We start from the raw sequence: 13262 nt of genomic DNA on the forward strand, positions 1-13262 counted from the left end.
ACTGCAATTAAGCAGTCTGGCGTGATGGTGCAATAGGGACGGTGTCAGGCGGTGTTGCGGGTCAAAGCCTTTGCGATGCCGGCGGCAAGGCGGGCGTTGTTGCGAACAAGCGCGATATTGGCCGTCAGGGATCGGCCCTTGGTCTGCTCGAATATACGCTGCAGAAGATAAGGGGTGACGCCTTTTCCCGTGATCCGGTGTGTCTCGGCGTCGGATTGGGCTGATGCGATGATCGGTGCCAGTTCATCGGCCGGAATCTGGTCGGTTTCGGGGATCGGGTTTGCAACCAGTTGTCCCCCGGGCAGGCCAAGGGCGCGGCGGGTTGAGTGGGCTTTGGCAATATCTTCCGGGCTGTCCATGCGCAAAGGCGCAGCATAGGGTGATTTGGCTGACCAGAAGGCCGGGAATTCATCCTGACCATGAGCAATCACCGGAACGCCCAGCGTTTCCAGAACCTCGAGCGTTTTGGCCAGATCCAGAATGGCCTTGGCACCCGCGGCCACGACCGTCACGGGCGTCTGTGCAAGCTCATGCAGGTCGGCGGAAATATCGAACGAGGTTTCGGCCCCCTGATGCACGCCGCCGATGCCGCCGGTGGCAAAAACCTCGATCCCCGCGTAATGAGCGGCGATCATCGTCGCAGCAACGGTTGTCGCACCGGTGCCGCCAGTCGAGATACAGGCGGCCATGTCGGCGCGCGAGATTTTGGCGACACCCTGCGCCTTGCCCAGATCCTGTAACTGCTCAGGTTCCAGCCCAACATGCAGCTTGCCCTTGATCACCGCCATGGTGGCCGGAACCGCCCCTGCGTCGCGGATATCCTGATCGACCTGCGCGGCGACCTCGATGTTCTGCGGGTAGGGCATTCCGTGGGTGATGATTGTGCTTTCAAGTGCAACGATGGGCTGGCCTGCGTCTTTGGCGGCGCGGACCTCGGCTGAGTATTGGATGTCGATCACAGTGGGGTTTCTCCGGAAACATAAGTTGCGGCTGCGTGCAGAGCGCGGGTCAGAGCCGCGTCGCTATCTGCGCCATTTGCTTCAGCGGCAATATGGGCCGCCATGAAAGTATCACCCGCGCCGGTCACGCGCGTAACCAAAACGGATGGGGGTTTCTGGGTCTGGATGCCATCGGCCGAGCCGACAGTGGCCAAGTTGCCGCCATCCGTTACCAAAACCCGTAGCGCGCCCCGATCCAGCAGGCCCTGGGCAGCGCTTTCGGAATCCCCGAACTCGCGCTGACACAGCAGACCGGCCTCTTCGAGGTTGACGTAAAGCGTCGCGCGGGCGTGTTTGAGGAAAGGCAGAAGGCGCTCGGCCTTGCCGGGTGAGGCCGGGGCAACGCGCAGATCGGCGCGAGAGAACGCCGGACTTTGCGCGATCTCCTCCAGCAGGTCTTGCGTCAGGTTCCCGTCCAGCGCAACCGGACCTTCGAACGGCGTATTTTCGTACCCCAATGGCCCGTGCATCAGTGGCCGGAGGATCTTGGCCCCGGCGGCTTCGAGAGAGTGGGCATCCGCGATTGCGGCAATCAGACCGTTTGCACCTTCGACCGCCATGTACCGGTCTGTCGGCAAATCCTGCGAGCGGTAAATATGGTCTGTCACCATCCCAAGGCGTGCACAGGCGTGCACAAGCTCGTCACCTTCGGGATCACGGCCTATGGCGGTCAGCAGGGTCGGGGTCATACCAAAGCGGACCAGCGTCATTGCGATGTTCATCGCCACGCCACCAGGCAGTCGGGTAATCCGCCCCGGAACGTCCGAGCCCTGACGCATGACGCTGGCGGATCGTCCGATCACGTCCCACAGGACGGACCCGATACACAAAATTTCACTGGTCTGAGTCATGCCGTTGTCATGCCGCAGCCCCGTGATCCGTGCAAGTCAGAACGTTAACGCCAACGGGAATTCCTGCCACGGCCTGCCGTTTTGGCTTGCCATCGCGCGTTATCGGCAGAACAATTGAAGGATATGTTGTCGGTATTCATGTTCATGTTGGATTGCAGCAAATGAGCCGCATTGTCAGAGCGTTATTCAAAACCCGCCCTGTACTTCTTCTTCTTGTTGCTCCTTTGGTTTTCTGGATCGCAGTCGGCAACGCATCAGCTCAGACGGCGAAACCGACAGTGGTGGATTTTCGGATCAATCAGGGCACATTGTTTCTGGAAATCAGCATGAATGCCGAGGCATTCGTCGCCGGGATTAACCCTTCAGAGGATCCGTCGCCCGTTTCAGGTGAGTACAGAAGACTGCGCCGCTTGGCGTCTTCGGAACTTGAGCCGCACATAAAGCAGTTCATGAAAGGCTGGTCGCCGTCCATGAACGTGTTTGCAGGTGGACCCGTCACGCTGTCCTACGAAGGTTCCCGCGTTCCTGTGGCCGGAGACCCTGAGGTGCCAAGGATTTCACGGGTTCTGCTGGCCGGGGCTTTACCGCCCGGCGCGTCCAGCCTGCAGCTGACCTGGCCCGAAGGTCACGGGCCGATGGTCCTCAGGCAGCAGGGGGTGGATGCGCCTTATACCGGGTATCTTGTGACGGGCGAGACAAGCCCTCTGATTCCGCTGCGCGGTGGGGCCGGTATGGACCCGGGTCAAACCCTGAAGGCCTATTTCTCCAACGGAATCGTTTATGCCACGACAGACGGGCTGCCGGTTATCCTGATTGCGTTGCTGCTGGTGCTGCACGCCCTTTGGGTGTCGGCGGTCTTATGGCAGCTTTCTGCTTTCGCGCTGGCCACTGCGGTTGGTCTGATATTGGGCACGCTACAGCTTGTCACGATCCCCTGTGCCTGGGTGCCATATCTCATGCCCGCAGCAACCGTGGTGCTGGGTGTGTGGAACGTTACAGTCCGGCGACCGGGCTTTCTGCGTTTGCTGACTGTTGCTCTGGTGGGTGGTCTGATCGGTTTAAGCCAGGCCTTCGCTTTGACGGCGATCGGAGTACCGCCGGATCGGCTGGCACCGGCGGTTCTGGGCTTTGGTCTGGGTGCGTTGACCGTGCCGGTCTCGGCCGCTGTTGTGTTGTTTGCATTGGCACTGGCGGTTTCCCGCAGATCGATCCGGCTCAGGCTGCGGATTTCGGTTCTGCTATCCCTCGTGATTGCCGGCTTCGGGGCATTTACCTTTGTTCGGCCCTTCCTTCCTTTCTAGGAAAGTGGCGCCAACAAAGCGGTCAGCGCTGCGACAGGATCATCACCCGCCCAGATTTCGTCGCCGATCCCAAAAAAGTCAGTGCAGGGGGCCAGACTGCCAATCAGCTCAGCCGTCAGACCGCCTTCGGCCACAACCGGGACTTCGATCATCTCGGACCACCACTGAAACAGATCTTGTTCGGCGCGCGTGCCGTCGCCAAGCTTGTCTGTTCCAACCGGCCCGAAGGCGACATAGTCCGCCCCGGCTTCACCGGCGGTCATGCCGTCATGGCTGGAAGCTCCGCAAAAGCTTCCGACGATCGCATCTGCCCCCAGTTCCTTACGGGCGGACCGCACGGAACGGGCGGCGTCATCCAGATGCACCCCGTCCAGACCCAGACGTTGCGCCAGCAGAACGTGGTTTGAAATCACCAGCGCCACGTCCCGCGCATGGGCGACTTCACGGCAGGCATCGGCCGCGCGTGCGATTGCATCCTCGTCGTTGCCTGCCAGGGCCAACCGGATGCATGCGATTTCTGTGCTGTCCAGAACGCGCGCCAGTCTTTCAGGGAATCGGCTCAGTTCGATGGCCGGCGGTGTGATCAGGTAGATCTGCGGCTGCTCGGGGGTGTCCATTGGCGCGTCCTTCGGATTTCTGTCTTTGGCGGGGTTTAGCGGATTGAGCGGTGGAAGCAAACTTTTATGCCTGCCGAGCGGGTATTTGAGAGCAGAACAAGGTGATTGGCTTGCCTCGTCGGTGACAGGGTATTAGAGCGGGCGGAACTTTCGGAGTAAGCCATGCCCAGCGACAAATCCCAGCCCTCATTCGTGCTTGTGCGCCCGCAGATGGGTGAAAACATCGGCGCAGCCGCGCGCGCAATGTGGAATTTCGGTCTGGATCGGATGCGTATCGTGGCTCCCCGGGACGGCTGGCCCAACCCCAAGGCAGTGGCCATGTCCAGCGGCGCGGGGCGGCTGCTGGATGAGGCGCAGCTGTTCGATGACCTGGCCGGAGCGCTTGAGGACAGCACCTTTGTCTTTGCCACCACGGCCCGTCAGCGCGGGTTGACCAAACCGGTTTACAGCCCCGAGCGCGCCATGCAACTGGCCGCCGAAAAAGTCGCGGCCGGTCAAAAGGTTGCGGTTCTGTTCGGACCCGAACGTGCAGGACTTGAGAATGAGGATATTGCGAAGGCAAACGCCATCATTTCGGTTCCTGTGAACCCCGAATACGCCTCGCTGAACCTCGGGCAGTGCGTGCTGCTGACCGCTTACGAGTGGATGCGCCAGACCGGAGACGTGGTGCATGAGACCACCGATCTGGGCAAGGGCGACTGGGCGACAGGGATCGAGGTTGAGAAATTGGCCGAACATTTCGAAGACCGGCTTGAGACCGCGGGTTTCTTTTATCCGCCTGAGAAGGCCGATGGGATGAAGGTGAACCTGCGCAATCTTTGGTCGCGGATGAACATGACACGGGCAGATGTGCAGATGTTGCACGGTGTCATGCGGCAGATGGTCCGCTGGAAGGAAAAGGGCTGAGGCTGGACCTTACACTCCGGTAGCCCTAGCTTGCGTGAAAATCAAAGGCATGAGGACGGCATGAGCGGCAAGCGCAGCATCTTCGAAGAAGTCTCGGACACCGAAAAACAAAAGGCGGTGCAGCCGGGGATGATCGACCGGGGCCGGCGCGGTGCGCGCGTGGCCATTCGTGTCTGGTTGATGAGCTTGTTTGCCCTGGTCGTGATCATGATCGCCGTAGGCGGGTTGACGCGGCTGACCGACAGCGGATTGTCGATCACCGAATGGCGCCCTGTTACCGGAGCCATCCCGCCGATGTCCGAGGCCGACTGGCAGGCCGAGTTCGACAAATACAAGCAGATCGATCAATGGCGCATTCAGAACCAGTGGATGGAACTCGAAGATTTCAAGTCGATCTACTGGTGGGAATGGGGTCATCGGCAGCTGGGCCGTGTGATCGGTTTGGTCTGGGCGCTCGGGTTCCTGGGCTTCTTGGTGACGCGCAGGATACCGACCGGCTGGACCGGACGATTGCTGATCCCCGGCGCATTGGGTGGCGTTCAGGGTGCAGTTGGCTGGTGGATGGTCGCCTCGGGCGTGACCCAGGGCGAAGGGATGACGGCCGTCGCCAGCTATCGGCTGGCAATACACCTGGGGCTGGCCTTCGTGATCTTAGGGTTCCTCGCCTGGTACATCCTTCTGCTGGGCCGGGAGGAGCGAGACCTGATGCAGGCCCGCCGCGCGAAAGAGGCAAAGCTGTTTTCCCTTTCAACCGGTCTGATGCATTTCGCCTTTTTGCAAATACTCATTGGCGCCCTGGTTGCGGGGATCGACGCCGGTCGTTCTTATACCGACTGGCCGTTGATCGGCGGGCAGCTTTTGCCACCTGACGCAACAATGCTGGAACCGATCTGGCGGAACTTCTTCGAAAGCCCGGGGCTGGTGCAGTTCATCCATCGCTGCGCCGGTTATCTTCTGTTCGCGTTTGCGGTTGTCGTCTGGCGTCGTGGCGGAACCAGCGCGCATCCTCAGACCCGATTTGCATTCAATGCGGCCTTTGCGGCCTTGTCGCTGCAAGTGGTCGTGGGAATCCTGACGGTGGTCTACGGGGCGCCATGGCAGATCGCCATATTCCATCAGTTCATGGCCGTTGTTGTTTGGACGCTGATCCTGCGTGCGCGTTTCCTGACGGCCTATCCCATCGCAACTTCACTACGCGGAGCGTGACTTACATGACTGCATTCAATGACCTGATGGCTTTTCAGCGCGAAACCTCGGCCCTGGGACAGATTGCCGGGCGTCTGGGTTGGGATCAGGAAACAGTCATGCCGCGTGGGGCTGCCCCTCAACGGGCCGAGGAAATGGCGGCGATCGAGGCGGTTCTGCATGCCCGCCGGTCCGACCCGCGGGTGGCCGATTGGCTGGATCAGGCCGCGCCGCAGGACGAGATCGGTAAGGCCCAGTTGCGCGAAATTCGCCGTGCTTATGAACGGGCGGTCAAGGTGCCGGCTGATCTGGCGACGGCAATTGCCCGCGTGACATCCGCGGCGCAGGGGAAATGGGCGCAGGCTCGTGCGGATGAAGATGTATCGGCCTTTCTTCCGGTTCTGGCTGAGGTCGTCTCGCTGAAACGCCAGGAAGGTGAGGCCCTGGCGCAGGGCGGCGACATTTATGACGCTATGGTCGAGGATTATGAGCCCTATACGACAGGTGCCCAGATCGCCGCCAACTTTGATGAGATGCGCCCGCGGCTGGTTGCCCTGCGTGCTGCGGTTCTGGACCGGCCGGAACCGGCTGCGCTGAGCGGAAGGTTTGATGAAGCGTCGCAGATGAAACTGTCGCAACAGCTGGCTGTAGCCTTCGGCTATGACCTGAACAACGGCCGCGTGGACAAGGCGGTGCATCCGTTCAGCTCGGGCTCTGGTCTGGATGTGCGGATTACCACGCGGACCAGCGAGACCGACCCGTTCAATTGTTTCTACTCAACGATTCACGAGGTTGGCCACGCCGCGTATGAACAGGGCATTGACAGTGCCTATCTGCTGACCCCGCTGGGCAGCGGCGTGTCCATGGGCGTGCATGAAAGCCAAAGCCGGATATACGAGAACCAGCTGGGCCGCTCGCGCGCCTTCACGGGCTGGCTGTTCGGTCAGATGGTCGAGGTTTTCGGCGGTTTTGGAATCCCCGATGCGGATGCGTTTTATGCAACCGTCAACCGCGTCCACAACGGGTACATCCGGACCGAAGCGGATGAGGTGCAGTACAATCTGCACATCATGCTGCGCTTTGATCTGGAACGTGCGCTGATGGCAGGTGATCTGCAGGTGAGTGACTTGGAGGCTGCCTGGAACGACCGGTTCAAGGCCGATTTCGGTTACGCGGTCGACAAGCCCTCGAATGGATGTTTGCAGGACGTGCACTGGTCGATCGGGCTGTTTGGGTACTTCCCGACCTATTCACTGGGCAATGTCTATGCCGGGTGTCTGCATCAGGCCTTACGCGCCGCAGTTCCGGGTTTGGATGCGCAGCTTGCCAAGGGCGATACATCGGGTGCAACCGGATGGCTGCGCGAAAACGTGCAGCGGCATGGCGGGTTGTATGCGCCGCGGGAAATCATCGCCCGCGCCAGCGGTTTGGCGCCGGGCCCTGAGCCGCTGTTGACCTATCTGGAAGAGAAGTTCGGATCGATTTACGGATTGTGAAAAAAGAACTGCGCACGGGGTTTCGCAGCCTGGCCGCAGTTCAACCCCACGTCACCGGGTCCAGACGGAACAGTTTGGACAACTGTTCGTATACATCCGGCACCTCGTGTTTCAGAGCTTGGGGCCGTTCGAAAAACACCTCGACTGAAACTGCGAAGAATTCTTCGTGCCCTGTGGCGCCATAAGGGTCGATAACGGTGCGACGCCCGGCCTCGACCGCGTGAACATGGGCGTCAAAAGCGGTAAGGAAGACGCGTTCCCACTCGGCAAAGCTCTGACCTTCGCTCAGGACTGGTACGCCGTTTGTGCCGCCTGACAGGTCGTCGATCTGGTGGGCGAATTCGTGCAGTACGACATTTTGCCCGTCACGGTCATCCATCGCGCCCCGACGGCTATGCGCCCAGGACAGGATAACCGGCCCGCGGTCCCAGCTTTCACCGGTGCGGACGATTTCTTTTTCGGTCACGACGTAACCGCTGCGTCGGCTCTGACGGGATTTGAAAGCGCTGGGATAAATCAGGATCGTGGTCAGATTGTCATACCAAAGATCACTGTTCACCACGAGCAGACAGGCCTGCGTCGCGATCGAAAGCTGCATTTCCTCGGTCACGTCCAGCCCGTCACAGCCATAAAACTCGACCTGATCGAGAAACAGGTTGACCTTGCCCTCCAGCGTGGTCCGAAACCGGGCCGGGAGCCTTCTGATCATGGGAACCTGATCGGCGATCACGGCACGCTCGTGATCGGACAAAGGAGACGACAGCAGAGAGTTCCGCGTTTGCCTTTTGGACCAGTAGCGATAGCCGAGGAAACCGGTGACAAGCAGCAGGCAGGCGATCAGGATGAACATGGCGTCACTCTAGTCGGAAGATACCGAGACAGAAACGCTTTTTGCTGCCGGGGCCGCGCAGAGAATGACTGCGCGGCCCGGCAGAATTTACTCTTCAGTCTCTTCGTCGCCCTGATCGGCAATCCAGGCAACGCTGACGACTTCTTCGCCTTTCCCGGTGTTGAACACCTTCACGCCACCTGCCGAACGCGAGCGGAAGGAAATGCCATCGACCGGCACCCGGATCGACTGGCCCTTGGAGGTGGCCAGCATGATCTGATCGTCGATTTCAACCGGGAACGAAGCCACCAGTTCGCCACCGCGCATGGCTTTGTCCATGGCCGCAACGCCCATGCCACCGCGCCCGCGAACCGGGTAATCATGGCTGGAGCTCAGCTTGCCCGAACCGCCTGTCGTGATGGTCAGGATCAGGTTTTCGGCCGCCGACATCTCGGCATACCGCTCCTGAGGCAGAACGCTGTCGGCGTTGCCTTCATCCTCGTCGGCCTCAGCCTCATCGGTAACACCGGCCATCAGGCGGCGCATCTTGAGATACGCGGCACGCTCGTCCGAGGTTGCCTCGAAATGGCGGATGACCGACATTGAAACGACCCGGTCGCCGTTGGTCAGCTTGATGCCGCGTACACCCGTCGACTTGCGGCCCTTGAAAACCCGGACAGCCGTGGTCTGGAACCGGATCGCGCGGCCGGAATTGGTGACCAGCATCACGTCGTCATCTTCCGAACAGATGCGCGCATTCACCAGTTCCACGCCTTCCGGCAGGTCCATCGCAATTTTACCGTTGCGCTTGACGTTGGTGAAGTCGCTCAGCGCATTGCGGCGTACATCCCCGGCGCTGGTGGCGAATACGATCTGCAGGTTCTCCCATTCATCATCCGGTACATCCACCGGCATGATAGCCGCGATAGAGACGCCGGTCGGGATCGGCAGGATGTTGACGATAGCCTTGCCCTTGCCGGTGCGCCCGGACTGCGGCAAACGCCAGGTCTTGAGCTTGTAGACCATCCCGTCGGTGGTGAAGAACAGCAATTGCGTATGGGTGTTGGCCACAAAGAGGGTGGTGACCACGTCCTCTTCCTTGGTCTGCATACCCGAAAGACCCTTGCCGCCGCGTTTCTGGGCGCGGAAATCGGCCAGCGGCGTGCGTTTGATGTACCCGCCCGAAGTGACGGTCACGACCATGTCTTCACGCTCGATCAGGTCTTCGTCTTCCATGTCACCGGACCAGTCGACGATCTCGGTACGGCGCGGAACGGCAAACTGGTTACGCACTTCGCGCAACTCATCGCCGATGATGCCCATGATGCGCTCGCGCGAGGACAGTATATCCAGGTATTCCTTGATCTTGGCGGCCAGTTGCTCCAGCTCGTCCGTGACCTCTTTGACGCCCAGTTGAGTCAGACGCTGCAAGCGCAGTTCGAGGATGGCACGGGCCTGAACTTCGGTCAGGTTATAGGTGCCGTCGTCGTTCATTCTGGACAGAGGGTCGTCGATCAGGCGCAGATAACCCTCGATTTCGGCAGCGGGCCAGCGGCGGGTCATCAGCTTCTCGCGCGCCTCTGCGGCGTCTGCTGACGAGCGGATCGTGGCGACCACCTCGTCCACGTTCGAAACGGCCACTGCCAGACCACACAGGATATGGCTGCGTTCGCGGGCCTTGCGCAGGTCGTATGCAGTGCGGCGGGCGACAACATCTTCGCGGAAGTCGATGAACGAGGTCAGGAAGCGGCGCAGGGTCAACTGCTCGGGGCGGCCACCATTCAGCGCCAGCATGTTGCAGCCGAACGAGGTTTGCATCGGCGAGAACCGATAAAGCTGGTTCAAAACCACTTCGGGGGTCGCGTCGCGTTTCAGCTCGACCACCACGCGTACACCGTTGCGGTCGGATTCGTCCTGTACATGGGCAACGCCTTCAATGCGTTTTTCACGCACGGCTTCGGCGATCTTTTCGATCATCGCAGCTTTGTTCACCTGATAGGGAATCTCGTCCACGACAATGGCGTAACGGTCTTTGCGGATCTCCTCAACGCGGGTCTTGGCGCGTATGATGACGCTGCCGCGGCCTTCCAGATAGGCTTTGCGCGCACCGGAGCGGCCCAGCATCACGCCGCCGGTCGGGAAATCGGGACCGGGGACGTATTCGATAAGTTGCTCGGAGGTCAGGTCCGGATCGTCGATCAGCGCCAGCGTGGCATCGACCACTTCGCCCAGATTATGTGGCGGGATGTTGGTCGCCATACCAACGGCAATACCGCCGGCACCGTTGACCAGCATGTTCGGGAAGCGCGCGGGCAGGACAGTCGGTTCCTTGTCCTTGCCGTCGTAGTTGTCCTGAAAATCGACCGTCTCTTTTTCGATATCGGCCAGCAGCGACGCAGCAGGTTTGTCCATTCGAACTTCGGTGTACCGCATGGCCGCCGGGTTATCGCCGTCCATCGATCCAAAGTTGCCCTGACCATCCAGAAGCGGCAGCGACATTGAGAAATCCTGCGCCATCCGCACCAGCGCGTCATAGATCGCGCTGTCACCGTGCGGGTGGTACTTACCCATCACATCGCCAACGGGGCGCGCGGACTTGCGGTATGCCTTGTCGTGCGTGTTCCCGGTCTCGTGCATCGCATAGAGGATACGCCGGTGGACCGGTTTCAGCCCGTCGCGCAGATCGGGGATTGCGCGGCTGACGATGACGGACATCGCATAATCGAGGTACGACGTGCGCATCTCGGATTCGATGGACACCGTCGGGCCGTCATAAGCGGGGCGTGCCGGTGGGGTTTCGTCCATGTTTTCAGGGGTTTCTGGCGTATCGCTCACGTAAACTGCCCGTTCTTTGTGCGGAGTCTATATCTTGTGGATGCACCTTATCAGACCCGGCACATAAGGTGCAAGCAACCTGCGTAATCGCGCAAGAATAACCTCGGTAACATCAGAGTAACATATTGTTAAGTAAGGATTAGGTGGTTTGCGTGCTATGCTGAAGAGACCTTGACAGAAATCGGAGGTCTGCATGGAGCGAAGTGAAACGGAGCTGATGTTAAAGGGGTACGGGCTGACAACAGCGGAATTCTTCTATCACATGCCCGACTACATTCATGTGCTGAATACATTCATCTGGCAGGATTACGATCTTGCGCCGGATCACCCAAAGCTGTTTGATTTCATCGACTTTTGGCAGCGTGAAATCGAAGGACCGCTTCATTCCGTCCGGTTCACGCACCGCAAGATGATCGCACCGGGTGAATGGCGTAACATGGTGGGTGAATTTCGGGTGAACTGAAAACGGACCTGAATGGCAGCTGTTGATGTTGCCTGTGTCATTTTCTGTTGTATCGGTTAAGGTGCGCTTCAGACTTCGGATCACACACGGATTAGCCTGATGCAGAGAGTAATGATTGCGGTTGCCGCCTGTTTGACGTTTTGCGGGCCGGCATCGTCCGAAGGAGTTTTGGACAAGATAAAAAAGGGTGCTGAAAGCACGGCGGACGCCATCGGTCAGGGGGCCGAAGCCGTCGGCGGGACACTCAAGAAGGGCGCAGGCGCGGTTGATGAGACGCTCAATTCAACCGCCGATCTGGTGTCTAACGAAGCCACCCCGGAAGAAACACGCGCCAAGCTGGATGCTATGGCGGAAACGGTACTTACCCAGTTGCTGGCGGAAAACCCGGATGCGGCGTTTCTTTATGAAATCAGTGCAGGCTATGCGGTGTTTGATTCCCGAAAAGTCACGGTGTTTCCTGTTTCCGCAGGATATGGCCGAGGCGTGGCGGTATCAAAAGAAACAGGTCAGCACACTTACATGAATATGGGAACAGGTGGGGTAGGTGCGGCCATCGGCATTGGCGGTTTTGAAACCAAGTTCGTCATCCTGTTCGAGACCCCCGCAGATCTGGAACACTTTATCGCCTACGGATACGACGCGACGGCTGAATCCGGTGCCATGTACGGCGATGACAGCAAAAGCGAGACGGTCCGGTTCACCGAGGGGCGTTCGTTCTTTGTGCTCAGCAAAAAGGGCTGGCGCGTCTCTGCCGGGGCGTCAGGAACCAAATACTGGAAATCCCCGGAGCTGAACTGAGGTTCAGGCGGAACAGCTTGCGCCGCCCAGGACGCAGAATTTGGCGCAATGGGGGTGGTTCAGGTGCACGTCCGCCTCGGCGTCCGCCAGTGTCGGCCCCATCTCGAACTCAGCCTCATAGGGCAGCAAGGTGCAGGCCAGAACCGCCGGACGATCCGCGCCTTTGCGTTTGACAACCATGCGGGACGAGGCGCACATGACGCTGTCGGGGGATTTGTCCAAAATGCCCCAACAAGCGGTCGTGATTTCAGGCACTTCTACGGTTTCGTCCATCTCGGGAAACAGGACAGTTTGACCAGGGTTGTGCGCGTCAATGTCAAAACCATGCTCTGCAAAAAACGCCGCATAGCCGGCGCGGCTTTCGGCGTCGCTGTCCCCCCAGACCGTCCGCCCGGCAACCGCCATTTTGATCCCGTTGTCGCGCAGCCACTCCATCCCGGTCAGGGTTTTGCCAAAGCTTCCTGCACCGCGTTCCTTGTCGTGCAGTTCGGGAAGGAAATGATCGACCGAGACCCGCAATGTCAGCTTGTCGCCAAAGTCACGTTGCAGACCTAACAGGCCCTCGCTCATCTTGCGGCGCATCATCGGCTTCATGGCGTTGGTCAGGATCAGGACCTCAAATCCGTGGTCCAAGGCGGCACGGGTCATGTCGATCATCTCGGGGTTCATGAACGGCTCGCCGCCAGTGAACCCAATTTCGCGGACCGGCCAGTTTCTGGATTTGATTTGCTTCAGAAAATCGGTCACCTCCGCCGCCGTGACATAGACCAGAGCATCGTTGGTTGGACTGCTGGCAATATAACAGTTCACGCATTCGATATTGCATAGGGTTCCGGTGTTGAACCAAAGCGTTTCGGGATTGCTCAGCTTTACCGAGGCGCGAATCTGACCGTCTGCTGTCATCAGTTTGTCCTGAAATTTTCCAGCATTGGCGATTTGGGCAGCGTTGTCTTTCATTCCCGTATCCGGTTCCTTGTAGTCGT

At 59.5% G+C, this 13262-nt stretch carries 12 protein-coding genes; 6 read left to right on the forward strand and 6 right to left on the reverse strand.

Going from position 1 to position 13262, the window contains the following annotated elements:
• Window positions 1-44 precede the first annotated feature (44 nt).
• Together ACR0JW_RS01190 and ACR0JW_RS01195 are read right to left on the reverse strand one after the other, a co-directional pair.
• Complete coding sequence (locus ACR0JW_RS01190) at window positions 45-959, reverse strand: pseudouridine-5'-phosphate glycosidase (protein WP_480713503.1); 915 nt, start codon at window positions 957-959, stop codon at window positions 45-47.
• Window positions 956-1849: a PfkB family carbohydrate kinase gene (locus ACR0JW_RS01195; RefSeq protein ID WP_480713504.1), complete on the reverse strand. Its 894-nt coding sequence runs from the start codon at window positions 1847-1849 to the stop codon at window positions 956-958. Before ACR0JW_RS01195 ends, ACR0JW_RS01190 begins: the two co-directional genes overlap by 4 nt.
• Before the next feature lie 161 nt (window positions 1850-2010).
• Between ACR0JW_RS01195 and ACR0JW_RS01200 the strand changes: the two genes are divergently transcribed.
• Window positions 2011-3150: a HupE/UreJ family protein gene (locus tag ACR0JW_RS01200; protein ID WP_170677326.1), complete on the forward strand. Its 1140-nt coding sequence runs from the start codon at window positions 2011-2013 to the stop codon at window positions 3148-3150.
• Here ACR0JW_RS01200 and ACR0JW_RS01205 read toward each other — a convergent pair.
• The gene (locus ACR0JW_RS01205) at window positions 3147-3767 is read right to left on the reverse strand and encodes a thiamine phosphate synthase (RefSeq protein ID WP_170677324.1); all 621 of its coding nucleotides are present in this window, start codon (window positions 3765-3767) and stop codon (window positions 3147-3149) included. The two genes, ACR0JW_RS01200 and ACR0JW_RS01205, sit on opposite strands and share 4 nt — an antisense overlap.
• Before the next feature lie 162 nt (window positions 3768-3929).
• On the opposite strand from ACR0JW_RS01205, the gene ACR0JW_RS01210 reads away from it, so the two are divergent.
• Genes ACR0JW_RS01210 through ACR0JW_RS01220 form a run of 3 tightly spaced genes read left to right on the forward strand, consistent with a single transcriptional unit; the run spans window position 3930 to window position 7354 of the window.
• The gene (locus ACR0JW_RS01210) at window positions 3930-4673 is read left to right on the forward strand and encodes an RNA methyltransferase (protein WP_170610821.1); all 744 of its coding nucleotides are present in this window, start codon (window positions 3930-3932) and stop codon (window positions 4671-4673) included.
• A gap of 60 nt (window positions 4674-4733) precedes the next feature.
• The gene (ctaA, locus tag ACR0JW_RS01215; RefSeq protein WP_480713505.1) at window positions 4734-5879 is read left to right on the forward strand and encodes a heme A synthase; all 1146 of its coding nucleotides are present in this window, start codon (window positions 4734-4736) and stop codon (window positions 5877-5879) included.
• Window positions 5880-5884: 5 nt separating this feature from the next.
• Complete coding sequence (locus tag ACR0JW_RS01220; RefSeq protein ID WP_480713506.1) at window positions 5885-7354, forward strand: carboxypeptidase M32; 1470 nt, start codon at window positions 5885-5887, stop codon at window positions 7352-7354.
• A gap of 40 nt (window positions 7355-7394) precedes the next feature.
• Here the strand turns inward: ACR0JW_RS01220 and ACR0JW_RS01225 are convergent, their stop codons facing one another.
• A complete protein-coding gene (locus ACR0JW_RS01225; protein WP_480713507.1) occupies window positions 7395-8204 on the reverse strand; it encodes a M90 family metallopeptidase in 810 nt (269 codons plus the stop codon).
• An 87-nt stretch (window positions 8205-8291) separates the two neighbouring features.
• Window positions 8292-11018 (reverse strand): DNA gyrase subunit A, encoded by a 2727-nt coding sequence (gene gyrA / locus ACR0JW_RS01230; RefSeq protein ID WP_480713508.1) that lies wholly within the window; start codon window positions 11016-11018, stop codon window positions 8292-8294.
• 193 nt (window positions 11019-11211) lie between these two features.
• Between gyrA and ACR0JW_RS01235 the strand changes: the two genes are divergently transcribed.
• Both ACR0JW_RS01235 and ACR0JW_RS01240 read left to right on the forward strand, forming a co-directional pair.
• Window positions 11212-11481: an usg protein gene (locus tag ACR0JW_RS01235; RefSeq protein ID WP_170610835.1), complete on the forward strand. Its 270-nt coding sequence runs from the start codon at window positions 11212-11214 to the stop codon at window positions 11479-11481.
• Window positions 11482-11649: 168 nt separating this feature from the next.
• Window positions 11650-12279, forward strand: a complete 630-nt coding sequence (locus ACR0JW_RS01240) for a hypothetical protein (RefSeq protein ID WP_170677313.1) — start codon at window positions 11650-11652, stop codon at window positions 12277-12279.
• Between the two features lie 3 nt (window positions 12280-12282).
• Here ACR0JW_RS01240 and ACR0JW_RS01245 read toward each other — a convergent pair whose 3' ends face one another.
• A complete protein-coding gene (locus ACR0JW_RS01245) occupies window positions 12283-13236 on the reverse strand; it encodes a radical SAM family protein (RefSeq protein WP_170677311.1) in 954 nt (317 codons plus the stop codon).
• Between the last annotated feature and the right edge of the window lie 26 nt (window positions 13237-13262).

The organism is Ruegeria sp. BG6, from assembly GCF_056538465.1.